Here is an 18,267-nt window from a genome sequence, read left to right on the forward strand (position 1 = left end):
GTTTAAGATCACGCTGCCGCTCAGTTAAGCGTTAGTGACGTGAGGCTGCAACCTAGACTTTGGTCATAGGGGAGGGCGTACTGTCGAGGGGAAGGAACAGGAGAGGTCAGGGATAAAATATATGTTATATTACTTATATTATGTGGTTGGATGGCCGCTTTGTTAGACATAGGTCGTAACATTACCAATTTTTTTTGTTCTCGATATCTTAATCGATTAAGTTTCGGGGCGTACTTCGTGACTGGTTCAAGCGCCTTCCATGGCAGACAGCTTATCCGGTGAGCACACCGCCAGTCAGCGTGACGAGTCGTCTCGATCCTTGGCCACGTCAAGGATGACGTGGCCTACCGCGACAACAACAACGGGGAATTACTACGATGACATCCTCCACTTTCTACAAGCTCAAGTCTCCGCTTGCCATTGCCATCGCCGCCGCCGGTGTGGGAGGGAGCGGCCTGGCCACGGCCCAGGCGCCGGATGATCTCGAGGCGCGCCTCGCCGAACTGGAGCAACGCATCACCGCCGCCGAGCAGCGCGCCGAGGTCGCCGAACGGCGGGCCGAGTTGGCCGAGCAGCAGGCCGACAGCCGTCTTACGGACGAGGAGGTCGAGGCGCGCCTGGCCAAGGTCGAGGAGAAGGCCGACAGCGACGAAGGTTTCGCCTTCGGTGCCTATGCCCGCTCGGGGCTGCTGATCGGCGAGGATGGCAAGAGTATTCCCGGTGGACCGGGCGTGACGCCGGCAGGGCCTCTGGGCGGTAACGTCGGTCGCCTGGGCAATGAGCCGGACACCTACGCCGAGGCGAAGCTGAACTACCGGCAGCGCTTCGATAATGGCGCCGTCGCCGATTACCGCATGATGTTCGCCGACGGCGTGCGCACCAGCAACGACTGGACCGCCGAGGAATCCAACCTCAACGTGCGCAACGTCTATGTCGAGTTCAGCGAGTTGCCGAGCTTCACCGGTGCCTTCGAGGACGCCTCGATCTGGGCCGGCAAGCGTTTCGACCGCGACAACTTCGACATCCACTGGATGGACACCGACTTCGTGTTCCTGGCCGGCACCGGGGCGGGTATCTACGATGTCCAACTCGCCGACAGCTGGAAGGCCAACTTCTCGCTGTATGGCCGCAGCTACAGCGACTTCCCCACCGAGGAGTCGGAGCTTACCGACGACACCGACAACCTGACGCTGACCGCCAACAACTACTTCGGCAACTGGCAGTGGATGGTCAGCGGCCTGTCCGCCGCCGACAACGATGAGCGCGACATCCTGAACGGTTCCACTGCCGCCGATGATGGCTTCCATACCATGATCGCCTATCATGGTGACAGCTTCTTCGGCCTTTCCGAGGGCAACTTCAAGGCGGCGGTGATGCATGGCCAGGGCCTGGGTGCCGAGGTCAAGGTGATCGGCGGCAACGGCCAGTTGACCGAGGATGCGACGGCGACCCGTGTCGGCCTCTACGGCACCACTTACCTGGCCCCCAAGTGGCGGATCGCCCCGGCGATCCTCGCCGAGGTCAGCGAGGACCGCCTCGCCGAGGGCGATGAATTCACCTGGGCGACCTTCAACACCCGCCTGGCCAACGAAATCACCGAGAACTTCGAGATGCAGTACGAGATGACCTATCAGTGGATGGACCTCGACCAGGGGCCGCTCGGCAATGCGGCCGAAGGGGCTTATACCAAGCTGACCATCGCCCCGACCTTCAAGCCGGATGTAGGCGGCTTCTGGCAGCGTCCGGAGATCCGTGTCTTCGCCAGCTTCAGCGACTGGGACGAGGAACTCAACGGCTATCGTGATGACGATGCCTTCGGCAGTGAAGGCTTCACCGGCAGCCAGTGGGCCTTCGGCGTACAGACCGAGATCTGGTTCTGATCCTGCCGGCCCGGCGCTCTCCGGGCCGAGGATGGCCTGCTGTTCCGATGCTTGCCCGCGGCACTGTTGCCGCGGGCCTTTTGCATGGGACCGAGGTGCGACATTCTCGTCCTGGATACTGACCATCGGGGTGTCCGCTCCAATTGGACCACTTCAAACCGAGCCGGCCGAGCCTTGTAGACGCGAATCCAAGGCTCGGCGCGACTCACAGAAACAGGGAACGCCTGCGGCGAAGGCCTATCCGGAAACGAGAGAATTGAGCCAGCGCGTGTCACGCGGCGACGGCCGACGATGCAATCGCTTGTCGAGCAAGGCCCGTGCCTTGTCTGCCTCGCCGCTTCGCATCAGCGACACGAGCAGGGTGTCTTCGACGATTTCTCGTTGGGCGCCGCTGCCGCCAATCCGCACGACCTCACCAGCCATGGGTTCCAGCAGGCGTACGCAGCCGATGTAGTCCTCCTCGGCGAAGGCCCGCGCCGCTCGACAGATCGCGGGTACCACAGGCCCTGCGGGGAGTGAGCCGAACTCGACCAGATCGGTCAGCGCCGCCACACGGCCCTCCAGCGCCCCATGGTCGCCGGTCGCCGCGGCGATAAGCGCCATATGGAAATCGGCGAAGGGGAAGCCCGCCTGACGGAAGTAATTTGACGCATACGACGCCGCCTCATCCCATAGTCCCGCCGGCACGGCATGGCCATAGGCCTGGAGGCGCCACAGGAACGACGAAGTGTCACTGACCACGTTGATCGGCACCCCCGTCGAGGCGGAAGGCGCGACATGCTCCGTGTAGATAGCTAGCGCCCGCTGCGTATCCCCTTTCTCCAGCGCAACTAACGCACCGTGCCAGGCGATATGGCCATGCAGGATTCCGCTTCGATCGTATCCCGGCAGCCAGTCGGTGATATGCGCCTCGGCCTCGTCGCTGGCTCCGGACTCATGGAGCACATGGGCGAAGGCATGGGCGGCATTCACGTTGTTTCGACGCACCTCCAGGGCACGCTGCGTCAGCTCCCGGCCAAGCGTTACGTTGCCATTCTCGCCATGGGCCCAGCCCCGGTAGGTCAGGAACCACCAGTCATCGGCCTCGAAGTGCCGGGCGTGACGCTCGCAGAGATCCACTCGTGCCTGGTCATGATCCGCCATGCCGGAAAAGGCGAAGAGGCCGAAGGCTCCGAGAGGCAGCGACAGGATCAAAATATCCTGCGGCCAGCGGTCGGCATGTGCGAGCACGCTGTCGAGCGCCTTGGCGGACTGGCCGTTGATGGCGAGGGACAAGACGCCGATGTGACTCCGTTCCCGCTCGGTTCCATGCCGGGTAACGAGCTCCTCGGCGGTGGCGATTCTAGAGCGCGCCTGCGTCAACTCGGCTTGAATAGCATGCAGCCGCGCGCGTGCCGCATATGCCAGGGCAAAGTCCGGATCGGCGGCGATCGCCGCCTCCAGGCTTTGTGCTGCCCCCGGCCAAAGCGAGAGGAGCAGATCGAGCCCCGTCTGGTACTTTTCGGCGGCGCGATCGGAGCTTGTCGAGAGAGGCAGGCCATAACGGTCTAGGCAGGTCATGGTACGGTTAACTCCATTCATTATCATGAAGTTGTAGCGCAAGAAGGCGATTTGCCATTTATCCAGCGAGTGGGGCTGCGAACCCGGCCAACGTAGTACCAACCACGCGCCTCGACCGCCTTGAACCAAGGGTTGCGAAGCCGGCATCGGTGACCAGGATCGGCGTGGCGCTCTCAGGCAGGACTTCGGCCAGGGCCGCGAGCCAGTACGCTTCACAGTGTTGGCAACCATCCTTGTGGTGGACCTTTTCGAAAATTGGCAGCGACCGCCCGGCGAAGGGGACCGCGGCGCGCAGCAGGAACTGCCGGCCACGATCACCGATCGGCGACCTGTTGGTTTGGCGATTAGCAACATGCCAGCCATGCAGGCCTTTTCAATTATATCCTTCTGATTTTACTGTCCATTTCCTGGGGATCCATCAGAGGTGACCCCCGGATACCGGTCACTTATCGATGAAGGCCACCGGGGCGAGCGGGCGTCGATCCACGGTCAGCGAAAACAGGTCCGGCCGGCCGTAGTGGCCAGCCACGTCGAGGGTGCGCCGTGCCCGCCGGGCCGCCTGGATATCGAGGTCGGCATAGAGGATACCCTTCTGCTGGTGCAGCGGCCCGGCGAGCACCTCGCCGTTGGGGGCGACCACGGTGGCGTCCCCGGGATTGATCCATTCGTCGGCGGTGAACAGCCGGTCGCGCTCGGGGAAGTCCTCGGGGACGTCGCGTCCTTCGATGGCGGTGGCGGTGGCGATGACCCAGCAGCCGCCCTCCCTGGCGATATGCCGCAGGCTGGCCAGGCGTATCTCGCCGGCGTCCCAGGTGGGGTTGACGAGGATCTCCAGGTCCTGGGTGTAGAGCGCGAAGCGGGCCAGCGGCAGGTAGCACTCCCAGCAGATCAGGGTGCCAAGGCGCCCTGCCGGGGTGTCCACCACCCGCAGTCCGCTGGCATCGCCCTGGCCCCAGACCATGCGCTCCGGGTTGGTCGGCATCAGCTTGCGGTGGCGGTTGAGCAGGGCACCGTCCGGGCCGATCACCACCACGGTGTTGAACAGGGTGGTGCCACTGTAGCGGCTGTCACGCTCATGCAGGCCCATCACCAGCGTCACGGCATTGCGGGCCGCGGCCTTCTGAAGGGGACGCAGGTCCTCCCGATCCAGATCGATGGCGTTCTCGCGCAGCCGCGCATGGAGCTCGCCGGACAGGCCCATGTCACCGCCCGGCCGCAGGCGCCAGATCCAGGTGGGATAGCCGGGCAGGTAGGCCTCGGGAAACACCAGCAGGCCGGCACCCGAGGCGGCGGCCTCATCGACCAGGGCGATGGCGGCCTCGAGGCTGCCGTTGCGGTCGAGCAGTCGTGGTGGGGCCTGGATGACGGCGACTCTGGTGTGCATGGCGGGTTCCTCCCAAGAGGCCGGCAGTGGCCCATCCTTTCACTATGGGTGCGATCCGTCGCTTTGTCTGCCGCCCGGCGTGCCAGACGCACACGAAAACGGCGACCCCGAGGGGTCGCCGCGCGTGCTCGGGCCATGGACCGAGGTCAGGCCGGGTTGAGGTCCTGGGACGGTGCGCCCACCGCGCCCGGCATGGCCTGGACGTTGGCGCCGCCCGCGCCGGCCAGGGCCAGGAAGTGCAGGTGACGCTCGTATTCACAGAGCACGTCACCCAGCACCTGACCCCGAGTATAGCCGTTGAGGTCCTTGTCCAGGCCGCCTTCGGCGAGGTGGACATCCAGGCGCACATAGTAGTCGTCGTCCGCCGGCAGGAAGCTGGGGGTGGCCAAGCGATCGGCGCGTACCCGGTAGACGAAGCTCGCGGCCTCGTCGAAGTCCGCCTGCAGGGTCAGTTGCGGCAGCGGCTCACCCTCGACGTCCTCCTCGGTCACCGTGGCCGGCTGGCCGCGGCGCTCGAGTTCCTCGGCGAACTGGGCAAGCGCCGGCCGGATGGCATGCTCGAGAGTGGCGGCGGCGCCGGCCCGGGTGGTGGTGTCCAGCGCCCGGTCGAGACGCTCGCGCCAGTCGCCCCCCGGGGCGGTGCCGCTGACCTGGCGGCGGGCGTCGGCCTTCTGGCTCTCCAGCTTCAGCGCCCGGCTCATCCCCACCATGATGGCGAAGATCACCACGGAGAAGGGCAGGGCGGTGATCACCACGGCGCTCTGCAGCGCCGACAGGCCACCGGCCATCAGCAGGGCCACGGTCACCAGGCCGATGGTCACCGACCAGAAGATGCGCAGGCGGATCGGCGCGTCATGGTTCACGTCGGACAGGATCGAGGTGAAGTTGGCCAGCACCAGGGCGCCGGAGTCGGCGGAGGTGACGAAGAACACGATGCCGAGAATGGTGACCACGGAGGCGGTAATCCCGATGTAGGGGTACTGCTCCAGGAAGGTGTAGATGGTGGTCTGGGGCGAGACGAGCGCCTGCTCGCCCAACTCGGCGAGCCCCTGGTTGGCGACCATCTCGATGCCGCTGTTACCGAAGATCGACATCCAAGCCATCATGAAGCCCAGCGGGATCAGCAGGGCGCCGATGACGAATTCGCGGATGGTCCGCCCGCGCGAGATGCGCGCCAGGAACAGGCCCACGAAGGGCGTCCAGGCGATCCACCAGCCCCAGAAGAAGATGGTCCACCAGCCCTTCCACTGCTGGGCGTCCTCGCCGGCGAAGGCGTAGGTGTCGAAGCTTGCGCCGACGAAGTTGCCGAGGTAGTCCCCGGCGTTGAGCACCAGGGCGTCGAGCAGGTGCAGGGTATCGCCCTGGAAGAGCACGAACAGCAGCAGGGTGGCGGCCAGGCCCATGTTGAATTCGGAGAGGCGGCGGATGCCCTTCTCGACGCCGGTGACCACCGAGAGGGTGGCGAGTATCACCACCAGCACGATCAGCACCACCTGGGTGGCGAGGCTCTCGGGCACGCCGAACATGAAGGTCAGGCCGTAGTTCAGCTGCATCACGCCGATGCCGAGGCTGGTGGCGATGCCGAACACGGTGGAGATCACCGCGGTGATGTCCACGGCGTTGCCAATGGGGCCATTGATGCGCTGGCCGAGCAACGGATAGAGGGCGCTGCGGATCGCCAGCGGCAGGCGATGGCGATAGCTGAAGTAGGCCAGGGCCAGGCCCATCAGCACGTACATGCCCCAGCCGGACAGCCCCCAGTGGAGGAAGGTCTGGGGCACGGCGGCGCGCATCGCTGCGGCGCTCTCAGGGGCCAGGTCCGGCGGGGCCAGATAGTGGGACAGCGGCTCGGCCACGCAGAAGAACAGCAGGTCGATGCCGATACCGGCGGCGAACAGCATCGAGGCCCAGGACACCAGCGAGAACTCGGGTCGCGAATGGTCGGGGCCGAGGCGGATCGAGCCGACCCGGCAGCAGCCGATCACCACCACGAAGGCGAGATAGGCTACGGCGGCGAGCATGTAGTACCAACCGAAGGTGTCATTCACCCAGGCCAGGCCGGCGTCGAAGAAGGCGCCGGCCTCCTGGGTGAACGTCATGGTCAGGACCAGGAACACCACGATGCCTGCCACGCTGCCGTGGAAGACCGTGCGATTGATCCGATCCCGTCGCTGGGGAAGGGCGGGGTTATCCGACATTCGGTGAGACTCCTCTCGTCTGGGGGCGTCTTGAGGTGACGCTTCGTCTTGTGGCGACTCTTTTTTAAATGAACGTTCAAATAAAATACGCACATCCCGGGCGGCCTGCAAGTCGGCTGCTGTGTCGCGACAGGACTCTCCAAGTCGAGTGAGGTGGGAGAAACGAAGACGCCCGGCTCAGGGCCGGGCGCACGTTCGGATGTGGATGTCGCGAACCGAAGGGCTATTCGCTCGGGCGGCCTTCCCGGCCGTGGCCCTTCTGGTCCCGGTAGTGGCGGGGGGAAACCGCCTCGCGCATCTCAGCGATCTGCTCCTCGGTGAGGATCTCGGCCAGGGCCGCGTGATGCTCCTCGCGCAGGGCCTGCCAGGCCTCATGGCGCGCCTCGCGGGAGTCGAATTCACGCTCACGCAAGGTCTGCATGTCGGTATAGAGGGTCTCTCGGGTCTCGCGCAGGGCCTGGCGCTTTTCCTCGGAGAGTTCCCAGCTGTCGACCAGCGCGGCCAGGCGCTCCTGCATGGCCTCGCGGCGTTCGGCACGCTGCGCCTCGCGCATCTCGCGGCGGGCCTTCTCCAGGGCCTCGCGCTGGTCGTCGTCGAGCAGCTCGTCCATGCGCTGGCGATGTTCCTCGCGCAGCGCCTTCAGCGCCTCCTGGTGCTCGGCCCGGGCCTCGTTAAGCGCCTCGCGGGTCTCGGCATCCAGGCCGGCCCGGTCGTAGAGCGCCTGGAGGTGTGGGGCGGTCTGCGGTCCCCGGTCATGTCCGTCTGACGGGGAGGCACCGGCGGTCAGCGACAGCGGAGTGGCCAGGCCGGCCAGCAGGAGGATGACGAGCCGCTTGCGTGAGAGGATCGGGGTCATGGTGATGCTCCTTGCGCCTTGGGTGGATGCCTGCAGTCTCGCCCGGCGTCGTGCAGGAGCCGTGGAGCCAGGGTGCAAAGACTGGGCAATCTCGTTCGATATCCCGCCGCCGGGCGGGCTCGATCCCCCGACCCTGCTGGCCTCGCCGGCGGGCGATTCACCCGACCACCGGCGAGGGCACCTTGGGCTGCCTGGCCCATCATCATGACGACCGGCTCGGTGCGGGATGTTCTCTCCAAGGGTTATATACTTCGGAGAAACCGGCAAGGCCGTCCCGAGGGCCACGAGCATGGTCAGGCGCACTTCGCTCATCGACATCGATCGTATCCGTGAGAATCTCGTCTCGCTGATCCGCATTCCCTCTGTCACCGGCCAGGAAGACGCAGCGGTGTCTCACATCGCCAACTGGCTCCAGCGGTTCGATGCCGAGATCGCCTACTGGAACGACGGGATCGCCTCGCTGCAGCGCGATCCCCGCTATCCCGGCCATGAGGTAGAGCGTGCCTGGGCGCCGGTGGTGGTGGGCGTGTTACGCGGGGAGCAACCCGGTCCTTCCGTGCTCTTGACCGGGCATGTGGACGTGGTGCCCCCCGGCGATTATGACCACTGGCACGATGAGCCCTTTTCCGGACTGGCGCGCGGTGATCGCATCTTCGGCTGCGGTGCCTCGGACATGAAGGCCGGCCTGGTGGCGGCCATGGCAGTGTTCGAGGCCTTCGCCGAGAGTGGCCGGAACTTTCCCGGACGCCTCATCTTCGCCGCGGTACCGGCCGAAGAGGACAGTGGGCTCGGCACCTTGGCGGCCATCCGCGGTGGCTGGCATGCCGATGCCGCCATTATCCCTGAGCCCACGCTGGGGCCGGAGGGCATTCCGCAACTGGTCATCGCCCATGCCGGGGCCATGTCGCTGAGAATCCGGATCACCGGCAAGTCGGCCCATGCCAGCAAGCGGCTACAGGGCGAAAGCGCACTGGATCATTTCCTCACCGTCTACCACGCCATGCGCGAGCATGAGCGCGCCTTGAATGCCGGCGAAACCCATCCGTTGATGGCAGGGCACCGACTGCCCTATGCCACCAACGTGGGCACCATTCAGGGCGGTCTGTGGTCATCGTCGGTCATGGATTCTCTAGAGGCCCAGGTCCGCGTCGGCGTGACCCTCGACGAGACCATCCAGCAGGCCGAGGCACGCTTTCGCAGCAGCATCATGGCCGCCATCGGCGATGACCCCTGGCTTCGGGCGCATCCGCCGGAGGTTCACCTGCTGGCCTCGGGATTCGGCTCCGCCCAGATCCGTGAGGACCATCCGCTGGTGACGTCCTTGGCCGAGGCCACAGAGGAGGAGTTCCGGCAGACGGCCCCCATTACCGGGATGCCCTATGGCTGCGACATGGCCGGTTGGGTGCGGCTGGCGGGGGTGCCCACGGTGGTGTACGGACCCGGCGAGATCGAACTGGCGCATGCCCCCAACGAATCCGTGTCGCTGGAGGCGACGTATCGGGTGGCACGCACCCTGGTGAAGGCCACCGAACGGCTGCTGGAAACGGATGTGGCTGAACTTCGGCTGCACCCTGACGGCGAGGCCTCGTCCGCCGGAACCTCGGGCGAAGGCCGGGACGATTCCGACTGTCGCCCTTCGGATCAAGGCGGCGACCGATGAGTCTTAAGGGGCCGCGATCCTGAGCGAGGATCGCCCCTGATCGCCTCCTTGGCCCCGTATCCCTACGCTTTCACTCCTCAGGCTGGTACTTATAGCCCACACCGTAGACCGAACGGATCACCTCGCGTTCCGGCCAGGCCTCGGCGATCTTGCGGCGCAGTTTCTTGACGTGGCTGTCCACGGTGCGTTCGGAGACGATGCGGTGGTCGCGGTACATGTGATCCATCAGCTGCTCGCGGGTGAAGATGCGCCCGGGCGAGTGCATCATCACCCGCAGCAGCTGGAACTCGACCGCCGTGAGGCCCAGGTCGTGGCCGTCGGCCAGGGCTCGCCAGCCTTCCTCGTCGAGGATCAGGTCGCTGCCGTCGGTATGCTCCGGTTGCCCGACCGCCCGGCTGCGGCGCAGCACGGCGCGGATGCGCGCGACGACTTCGCGGGGGCTGAAGGGCTTGCAGATGTAGTCGTCGGCGCCCAGTTCCAGGCCCAGCAGGCGATCCACCTCCTCGACCCGAGCGGTGAGCATGATGATGGCCAGGCGCGGCCAGCGCTGGCGGATCTCCCGACACAGGGTCAGACCGTCGGTGCCCGGCAGCATCAGGTCGAGCAGCACCAGCTCGGGCAGGGCATCCTGGCGGGTCAGCCAGGGTATGACGGCGTCGCCGTGGTCGAGATGGTAAGAAGCAAAGCCGCCACCTTGCAGGTAGTCCGCGACCAGGCGGGCGATCTTGGGCTCATCCTCGACGATCAGGATCTGGTCCTGAACGGTGTCGCGGTGATTCATGCAGTCTCCTCCCTGAGTGGGGGTTCGGCGATGGCGGGAAAGGTCAGGGTCCAGCATAGCCCGCCGAGCGGTGAGTGGCTGGCCTCCATGCGGGCGCCGTGGGCGCGGGCCAGGGCCGTGGCGATGGACAGCCCCAGGCCACTGCCGCCGCTGGCCCGGCTGCGTGAGCCCTCGACCCGGTACAGCCGCTCGGTGAGCCGGGGCAGCTCACTCTCGGGCACGCCGGGGGCGCTGTCTTCCCAGCGCACTCGTACTTCGTCGGCCTGGCGCTCCAGACGGACCCGCAGCCGGCCCGGTGCCCGGGTGTAGGCGCAGGTGTTGTCGAGCAGATTGTTCCACAGCTGGCGCAACCGCTGGGTATCGCCGCGGACCATGGCCGGGCCGATGATCTCCTGGGTCGGGGTGATCCCGCTGTCGGCCAGCCAGCCGGCGGCCTCCTCGAGCCGCGCGGCCAGGCTCTCGGCCAGATCCAGCGGCGCCAGCTGGACCTCCAGGGCGCCGGCATCGCTCTGGGACAGCAGCCGCAGGTCGGCGACCAGGCGCTCGAGTTGCCCCACCTCCTGGGCCAGCGAGTGCAGGTTGTCCTGGTCCAGGGGACGGATGCCGTCCTGCATGGCCTCGATCTCGCCGCGCAGCACGGCGAGTGGGGTGCGCAGCTCATGGGCGATGTCCGACACCCAGCGACTGCGCGCCTCGCGACTGGCCTCCAGGGTGGCGGCCAGCACGTTGAAGTCTCGGGCCAGGCTGGAAAGTTCGTCCTGGCCGCGCTCGGCGAGACGGATACTGTAGTCGCCCTCGGTGAGCCGGCGCGTGGCCAGCGCCATGCCCCGGGTGCGTCGGCCCAGCCACCAGGACAGCCCGCCGGCCAGCAGCAGCGAGGCCAGTCCCAGGGCGGCGACGATGATGCCGAGGTTGCGACGCTGGCGGGAGAGGAAAATATGATCCATGCGCGCCATCAGCTGCTGCGGGGGACGATAGCCCAGGGTGCCGACCCGGGTGCCGTCGCTGACGATCGGTAGCCAGCGCAGCTCCGCGGCCTCCTGGTCGTTGTCCAGCGGCAGGCCGATCACCGGCAGGCCGCGGGCATCGTGGAGCACGAAGTCCCGCGGGTCGCCGAGGCGCCGTTCGATGCCTTCCGGCGGCATCGTATCGCCGGGCCACAGCTGCCGGCGCACCAGTCGGTGCCAGGCGCGCGGCGACGAGCGCAGCCACTGCCAGTCGCCGCGTCGGGACCACTCCTCGGCCAGGCCCTTGGCCAGGGTCTCGGCGCGCCGGGTCTGGGTCTGGTCGAGGTACTCGATGAAGCCCTGGTCGAGGCTGCGTGACACGGCCAGGAACACCAGGCCGGCGATGGCCACGTTGACCACCAGGATGATCGCGAAGAGCTTGATGCCGAGTCGCGAGACGGCCGGGCGAAAGAAGGGCTTCCTGGGCATGGGTGGATGGCTCCGGGTCGAGGGCGGTGGGGCCTCCATGATCGCCGACGGGCGTGCAGGAAGTGTGCAGGGCGCTCACAGCGACAGCAGGAAGAGGATCAGCGGCGGTGACAGCAGTGACAGGAGAAAGCCGCTGACCACGGCGATGGGCACGCAGGCCACGCCACCGTGCTGCTGGATGACCGGCAGGGTGAAGTCCATGGCGGTGGCGCCCCCGTAGCCGATGGCCAGAGCCGCATGGCGCCGGATCACCAGCGGGATCAGCACGAAGGCCACGAGCTCCCGGGTCAGGTCATTGAGGAAGGCGATACCGCCCAGCACGGGCCCCAGGGGGTCGCCGGCGACGACCGAAAGCGGCCTACTCTAGGGATTTCTGTTCCCCGGGAAAAGGCAGGCTCAGCGCGGATCGCCGCTTTGGGCCAGCTCGGTCAGGTCCATGTCGATGAGGGTCAGACGACTGCGGCGGGTGCCGTCGCGGTGGTAGCTCATCGCCAGCAGCAGGCCCGGCACACGGGAGTGAAAGGCGATCTCCAGGCGGCGGTCAGGATGGTCCGGTTCCCGCACTTCCACCTGCAACGCCTCGACTTCGCCGATGCGCAGGGGCAGCGTTTCCCGGGCCAAGAGCCGATACTCCACGACCTTCGGCCGTCCACGGTGGTCGACGTAGTGCAGTCGGCAGGTCCCGGGGCATGCCTGGGTCGCGCGTTGCGAGAGCGCGACCAGGGCGGTCTGGCGGTCGGGGAACCGGGCCAGCTCGTCGGCCTTCAGCTCGTAGCTGCGACCGAAGCCGAGCAGCTGGTAGCGTGAGGCATAGTGTAGTGCCACGAGTCCTCGGTCGCCGAGGCGGAACCGCCCCCGCTCAAGGCCGCTGGCGATATTGATGTCGGCACGCATCTCGCTTTGCCACTGTCCGGCCTGCCGGCTCAGGCGGTGGGTGATCACGGCATCCGGCCAGCCCGCAACCTCGAGGTGATAGCGGGCGCTGAACGGCGTGGGCTCCGCCGCCTGGACGCCGTCCGCGATCAGCAGGAGCAACGCGAAGGCGCCGAGCAGGTAGCGACAGGATGAGGGCATGACGCACTCCGTGGGGACTGGGGTGGACAGGACTGGGAGCCTCAGGGAGGGCTCAGGTTCCGCAGCGGTCCAGTTTGCGCCGCGCTCATGGCCGGGCAGCCGGGCAGCGGCTAGGCTGGCCTGCAGGGGGCGGACGTCTCTGCTCCCATTGCCTATACCACCTGGGAGGTTCCCATGGCGAGACTCTTGCTGATTGCCGGTGACTATGTCGAGGATTACGAGGTCATGGTGCCCTTCCAGGCCCTCCAGGCCATGGGCCATGTCGTCGAGGCCGTGTGCCCCGACAAGCGGGAAGGCGACCAGGTCCGTACCGCCATCCACGACTTCGAGGGCGACCAGACCTACAGCGAGAAACCGGGCCACGATTTCACCCTGAACGCCACCTTCGCCGAGGTCGAGGTCGCCGACTACGACGGCCTGGTGATCCCGGGGGGACGGGCTCCGGAGTATCTGCGCCTCGACGAGCGTGTCCTGGAACTGGTGCGTCACTTCTTCGATCACGAGAAGCCGGTGGCCGCCATCTGTCACGGCGCTCAACTGCTGGCCGCCGCGGTCTCCCTGGAAGGGTATCGCGTCTCGGCCTACCCCGCCTGTGCCCCGGAGGTCCACCTGGCCGGTGGGGACTATGCCGAGATCGAGGTCGACCAGGCCATCGCCAGCGGCAAGCTGGTCACCGCCCCTGCCTGGCCGGCGCATCCCGACTGGCTCAGGCGCTTCCATGCACTGCTCGAGTGAACCATAGCGGCTACGCCGCGGGGCTGCCCTCAACGCGCCGGACTACGCCACCTGCTACGGCGGCGACGAACACGGCTACACCGACTACCCGTTTCTCGAGGGCCGCGATTAGACGCTGGGCGTCCGGCGGTCAGGCTCGAACGCACAGTCAGCCGCACCTGGGAGCCAGCCTCGCATCAGCCGCATGAACGCCATGCGGCCAGCGACTTCGAGACCCGCCCCCAGGACAAGCGGTGACAGGCCGGGGCAAGAGTCAGAAGGAGGACTGCAGGCGCTCGAGGCCCGGGCCGAGCTCGACCGGGTAGTCGCTCTCGCCCTCCTCGAGGTGTCTGACATCGTCGGGGAAACGGGCCAGTGCGTCCGCCACCCGCTCCCGGGCCTCACTGGCCCGGGCCATCTCGTCGTCGTTCAGCTGCCCCGCCTGCACCAGCGGGCGCAGCAGCGCCTCGCCGTCCTCGATGGATTCGTCGCGCAGGGCGATCACGTCGCCGGCATACTGGCCCTGGTCGTCGAGACGACGATAGAGCTGCTTGCGGCAGGGCAGGTTGATCTTGCCCGGCGAGTGCTTGACCCGCGGCTCGCCGGCGTACTCCACCAGCTTGTAGGAGAGGTCGATCACCGGGGCGTCCGCCGACACCCCCATCTGGGTGCCCACGCCGAAGGCGTCGATGGGCGCACCGTCCTCGAGTAGGGCATCGATCTGGACTTCGTCGAGACCGCTGCTGGCAACGATCGTGATCTCCTCGAGCCCGGCCTCGTCGAGCAGGGCGCGGGCCCCCTTCGCCAACTCGCCGAGGTCGCCGGAGTCCAGCCGAATGGCCTTGACGCCGAGTTCGGGCGCCTTGTGCATCAGGTCGATCACCTTGCGAACCCCGTCCAGGGTGTCGTGGGTATCCACCAGCAGCGTGGTACCCGGGTAGTGACGGGCAAAGGCGCGGAAGGCGTCGTCTTCGTCATCATGGGCCAGGATGTAGCTGTGGGCCATGGTGCCGTTGAGAGCCAAGTCGTGGCGCAGGCCGCCCAGCACGTTGCTGGTGCCGGCGAGGCCGGCGGTGCGGTAGGCGCGCACCCCGCGTACCGCGGCATCCACGCCGTGCATGCGGCGCATGCCGAAGTCCACCACTGGCCGGCCTCGGGCCGCCATCACCAGACGCACCGCCTTGGAGGCAAGTACCGTCTCGACCTGCACCAAGTTCATGACCAGGCTCTCCAGCAACTGGGCCTGGCTGATGGGGGCATCCACTTCCAGCAGCGGCTCGTTGGCGAACACCGGGGTGCCCTCGGGAAGGGCGTGGATGTCGCCCTCGAAACGCCAGTCGGCCAGCCAGTCGAGGAAGCCGTCCTCGAACAGTTCGGTGCCGGCCAGTCGCTTGATGGCCTCGTCACCGAAGCGCAGTCGGCTGAGCAGGGCCGCCGCGTGCTGCTGGCCGCAGGCCAGCATGAAGCGGCGGGTCGGCGGCAACCTGCGGAAGAATAGGCTGAAGGTGGCCGGTGCGTGCATGTCCTCCTTCCAGTAGGCCTGAGTCATGGTCAGCTGGTAGAGGTCGGTGAGCAGGGCCAGCTCGGTGTCGTCGACCTGCAGGGGAATAGGCTCGTTCATGCGCGCACCTCGGCACCGGCGTCCTCGAACTCGCGGCGACAGTCAGGCACGGCATCGGGCTCCACGGCGGCGGAGAGCTGCCCCAGCAGCAGAGTGGCGAAGCCCGCATCGCGGGCCGCCAGCACCGTGGCGCGCACGCACACGTCCAGCGCCAGGCCGCAGATCACGACACGCTCGATGCCCTTTTCCTTCAGGTAGCCGGCCAGGCCGGTACCGTCGAAGGCCGAGTAGGCGTCGGCGTCGAAAGCGGTGGCCTTGCTGACCCGGATGGTGGTGTCGTCCAGGGCCAGGTCGGGATGGAAGGCCGCCCCCTCGGTGTCCTGGACGCAGTGCACCGGCCAAGGGCCGCCACGATGCTCGAAGCTGATATGGTCGATGGGATGCCAGTCCCGGGAGGCGATGATCAAAGCGCCCGCTTGGCGGGCCGCGTCGATCTCGGCGTTGATGCCGGGCACCAGGCCACCGCCACCCTCGACGGCGAGGGCGCCGCCCTCGCAGAAGTCGTTTTGCATGTCCACGACGAGCAGGGCGTCGCGGGGTCCATAGTCCACTTGCGCGGTCATCACGCATCTCCTTGGAGGTCGTCGGGTGTCACCCTTCAGCGTAGGACCTGTGCCGCTCCGGTTGTAGTGGGCAATCGGAGCGCAGGGGCCGGTCAATAGCCGGCCTCGGGGTCGACGGTATCGAGGGGCTCGCCGGCCTCGAGGGCACGCAGCGCCTCGGCCACCTGATCCAGCGCTGCGCCCAGCGGTGTCGGCCCGGCCATGTGGGGCGTGACCCATACCCGCGGGTGCGACCATAGCGGGCTCGCCGCCGGCAGCGGCTCCTCGGGGAAGGCGTCGAGCAGGGCGCCTCGCAGCCGGCCCTCGGTCTCGCCGCTTTGGTCGCTCCCCTGGGCCAGCGCCTCGAGCAGGGCGGCCTCGTCGACCAGGGTGCCGCGCCCCGGGTTGATCAGGCTGGCGCCCGCCGGCAATCGTGCCAGGGCATTGGCATCGATGATATGTCGGGTCGCCCGGGTGTCCGGCAGCAGCAGTACCAGGGTCATCACCCGGTCGAGCACCTCGTCGAGACCTTCGTCGCCATGATGGCAGGTAACGCCATCCAGCGACTTGGGCGACCGGCTCCAGCCATGGACCGGGAAGCCGTCGGCGGCGACCATGGCTGCGACCTTCGCCCCGATGGCGCCGAGGCCCAGCACGCCCACCGGCCAGTCGACCTTGTCGATCACCGCATGCTCGCGCCACTCCTCGCGAGCCTGCTGGCGCCGGTAACGGTCGAAGTCGCGCTGGAAGTGCAGGATGCCGTAGCGCACATAGTCGCCGATCAGCTCCGCCATGCCGGCGTCGCGCAGCTTGACGATCGGCACGTCCCGGGGCAGGGCGGGGTTGCTCAGCAGGGCGTCGACCCCGGCGCCAAGGTTGACGATGCCCTTGAGCCGGGTCGGTTCGCCGAGTAACCGGGCGGAGGGCTTCCAGACGGCCAGGTACTCGGCCTCCCGGCGAGCCTCGAGCGAAGCGTTACTGGTGATCACCTCGGCCTCGGGAAGGCGTGCCGAAAGGGCGGCCCGCCACTGCTCGGCGTCGTCGATATGCACGAGAACCTTCATGATCTCTCCTTCTGGTGGCCCTGCGTCATCATGGAAGCGGGAGTGCCCGTGGACAAGCCTCACGGCACATCAGGAAATGCTTGACCGCCTACCATGGGTTGGCAGTAACCTCGAGGCGCGGGATCGATCGACGCTACGAAACTGCCACCTGGCCCGCCACCGGGCCGGTCGCTACGGCAGTGATGGTTACCCCGGTCCGGCCTTCCAGGGTGGAGAAGGCCGATGTCTTGATGATGGGATGACGAGTGGCTTCATGATTCAGGTTTCCCTGCCCTTCACGCGAGAGGAGTATGCAACTCGCCTGTGGAAGGTGCGCGCCGAGATGGCCAGTCGGGGTATCGATGTGCTGATCATCAGCGATCCCTCCAACATGGCCTGGCTCACCGGCTACGACGGCTGGTCGTTCTATGTGCACCAGTGCGTGTTGGTCGGTCTGGAGGGCGAACCGGTCTGGTACGGCCGTCGCATGGATGCCAACGGGGCGCTGCGGACCTGCTGGATCGACCCGGACAACATCACCTACTACCCGGATTACTACGTGCAGAATCCGGACATGCATCCCATGGACTACCTCGCCCAGACCATCCTGCCCGACCGCGGCTGGCACCAGGGCGTGGTGGGCTTGGAGATGGACAACTACTACTTCTCGGCCAAGGCTTATCAGAGCCTGCTGCGCGAGCTGCCCCATGCCCGCTTCATGGATGCCAACGTCCTGGTCAACTGGTGCCGGGCCATCAAGTCGCCCCAGGAGATCGAGTACATGCGGGTAGCGGCGAAGATCGTCGAGGGCATGCACTCGCGCATCCTCGAGGTGATCGAGCCGGGCCTGCCCAAGAGCAAGCTGGTCTCGGAGATCTACCGGGTCGGCATCGAGGGCTGGCGGGACGAGCAGGGCAAGATCTACGGTGGCGACTACCCCGCCATCGTGCCCATGCTTCCCACCGGCTCCGACGCCGCCGCCCCGCACCTCACCTGGGACGACACGCCGTTTCGCGAGGGGGAGGGGACCTTCTTCGAGATCGCCGGCGTCTTCAAGCGCTACCATGCGCCGATGTCGCGGACGGTCTTCCTCGGCCGGCCTCCCCAGGAGTTCGTGCGCGCCGAGTCGGCGCTGATCGAGGGCATCGAGCACGGCCTCGAGGTGGCCAGGCCCGGCAATCGCACCGCGGACATCGCCATGGCGCTGGGCGCGGCCATGGACAAGTACGGCTTCGACCGCGGCGGGGCCCGCTGCGGCTATCCGATCGGCATCAGCTATCCCCCGGACTGGGGCGAGCGCACCATGAGCCTGCGTCCCTCCGACGAGACCATCCTGCAGCCCGGGATGACCTTCCACTTCATGCCAGGCCTGTGGGAGGACGACTGGGGGCTGGAGATCACCGAGAGCATCCTGATCACCGAGACCGGCTGCGAGACCCTGGCCGACTTCCCGCGACAATTGTTTGTACGCTGAGTGAGTAGAAGTCGAGCAATCACCAACGATCAAGGAGGGGCGCC

14 protein-coding genes and 1 pseudogene are annotated in these 18,267 nt (G+C 66.9%); 4 read left to right on the plus strand and 11 right to left on the minus strand.

Going from position 1 to position 18,267, the window contains the following annotated elements:
* The first annotated feature begins 377 nt into the window (after positions 1-377).
* On the plus strand, positions 378-1,880 hold the full coding sequence (locus FHR94_RS03555) for a carbohydrate porin (RefSeq protein WP_183324251.1): 1,503 nt from the start codon (positions 378-380) through the stop codon (positions 1,878-1,880).
* 237 nt (positions 1,881-2,117) lie between these two features.
* On the opposite strand, the gene FHR94_RS03560 is transcribed toward FHR94_RS03555, so the two are convergent.
* The 4 genes from FHR94_RS03560 to FHR94_RS03575 all read right to left on the minus strand — a co-directional run bounded on the left by FHR94_RS03560 (position 2,118) and on the right by FHR94_RS03575 (position 7,878).
* On the minus strand, positions 2,118-3,440 hold the full coding sequence (locus tag FHR94_RS03560; protein WP_183324252.1) for a tetratricopeptide repeat protein: 1,323 nt from the start codon (positions 3,438-3,440) through the stop codon (positions 2,118-2,120).
* Positions 3,441-3,882: 442 nt separating this feature from the next.
* Entirely contained in the window at positions 3,883-4,824 is a 942-nt protein-coding gene (locus tag FHR94_RS03565; protein WP_183324253.1) for a carbon-nitrogen hydrolase family protein, read from the minus strand.
* A gap of 146 nt (positions 4,825-4,970) precedes the next feature.
* A complete protein-coding gene (gene betT, locus FHR94_RS03570) occupies positions 4,971-7,022 on the minus strand; it encodes a choline BCCT transporter BetT (RefSeq protein WP_183324254.1) in 2,052 nt (683 codons plus the stop codon).
* 223 nt (positions 7,023-7,245) lie between these two features.
* Positions 7,246-7,878 (minus strand): hypothetical protein, encoded by a 633-nt coding sequence (locus FHR94_RS03575; RefSeq protein WP_183324255.1) that lies wholly within the window; start codon positions 7,876-7,878, stop codon positions 7,246-7,248.
* A gap of 289 nt (positions 7,879-8,167) precedes the next feature.
* Here FHR94_RS03575 and FHR94_RS03580 point away from each other — a divergent pair, with 289 nt between their 5' ends.
* The gene (locus FHR94_RS03580; RefSeq protein WP_183324256.1) at positions 8,168-9,538 is read left to right on the plus strand and encodes an ArgE/DapE family deacylase; all 1,371 of its coding nucleotides are present in this window, start codon (positions 8,168-8,170) and stop codon (positions 9,536-9,538) included.
* Positions 9,539-9,608: 70 nt separating this feature from the next.
* Here FHR94_RS03580 and FHR94_RS03585 read toward each other — a convergent pair whose 3' ends face one another.
* The 4 genes and pseudogenes from FHR94_RS03585 to FHR94_RS03600 form a co-directional block, all read right to left on the minus strand.
* Complete coding sequence (locus tag FHR94_RS03585) at positions 9,609-10,319, minus strand: response regulator (protein ID WP_183324257.1); 711 nt, start codon at positions 10,317-10,319, stop codon at positions 9,609-9,611.
* The gene (locus FHR94_RS03590; RefSeq protein ID WP_183324258.1) at positions 10,316-11,755 is read right to left on the minus strand and encodes an ATP-binding protein; all 1,440 of its coding nucleotides are present in this window, start codon (positions 11,753-11,755) and stop codon (positions 10,316-10,318) included. Before FHR94_RS03590 ends, FHR94_RS03585 begins: the two co-directional genes overlap by 4 nt.
* Before the next feature lie 75 nt (positions 11,756-11,830).
* Positions 11,831-12,094, minus strand: a pseudogene (locus FHR94_RS03595) (LysO family transporter); the annotation flags it as partial.
* 57 nt (positions 12,095-12,151) lie between these two features.
* Entirely contained in the window at positions 12,152-12,829 is a 678-nt protein-coding gene (locus FHR94_RS03600; RefSeq protein ID WP_183324259.1) for a hypothetical protein, read from the minus strand.
* A 174-nt stretch (positions 12,830-13,003) separates the two neighbouring features.
* Between FHR94_RS03600 and FHR94_RS03605 the strand changes: the two genes are divergently transcribed.
* Positions 13,004-13,564 (plus strand): DJ-1/PfpI family protein, encoded by a 561-nt coding sequence (locus FHR94_RS03605; protein WP_183324260.1) that lies wholly within the window; start codon positions 13,004-13,006, stop codon positions 13,562-13,564.
* A 253-nt stretch (positions 13,565-13,817) separates the two neighbouring features.
* Here FHR94_RS03605 and FHR94_RS03610 read toward each other — a convergent pair whose 3' ends face one another.
* From FHR94_RS03610 to FHR94_RS03620, 3 genes are all read right to left on the minus strand, one after another.
* On the minus strand, positions 13,818-15,164 hold the full coding sequence (locus FHR94_RS03610) for a nicotinate phosphoribosyltransferase (RefSeq protein ID WP_183324261.1): 1,347 nt from the start codon (positions 15,162-15,164) through the stop codon (positions 13,818-13,820).
* Positions 15,161-15,727, minus strand: a complete 567-nt coding sequence (locus FHR94_RS03615) for a nicotinamidase (RefSeq protein ID WP_183324262.1) — start codon at positions 15,725-15,727, stop codon at positions 15,161-15,163. The genes FHR94_RS03610 and FHR94_RS03615 overlap by 4 nt, the downstream gene beginning before the upstream one ends.
* A gap of 92 nt (positions 15,728-15,819) precedes the next feature.
* Positions 15,820-16,770, minus strand: a complete 951-nt coding sequence (locus FHR94_RS03620) for a 2-hydroxyacid dehydrogenase (RefSeq protein WP_183324263.1) — start codon at positions 16,768-16,770, stop codon at positions 15,820-15,822.
* Between the two features lie 253 nt (positions 16,771-17,023).
* Between FHR94_RS03620 and doeA the strand changes: the two genes are divergently transcribed.
* Positions 17,024-18,223: an ectoine hydrolase DoeA gene (doeA, locus tag FHR94_RS03625; RefSeq protein WP_183324264.1), complete on the plus strand. Its 1,200-nt coding sequence runs from the start codon at positions 17,024-17,026 to the stop codon at positions 18,221-18,223.
* The last annotated feature ends 44 nt before the right edge of the window (positions 18,224-18,267 follow it).

Source organism: Halomonas cerina (assembly GCF_014192215.1).
Classification (GTDB): Bacteria; Pseudomonadota; Gammaproteobacteria; order Pseudomonadales; family Halomonadaceae; genus Halomonas; species Halomonas cerina.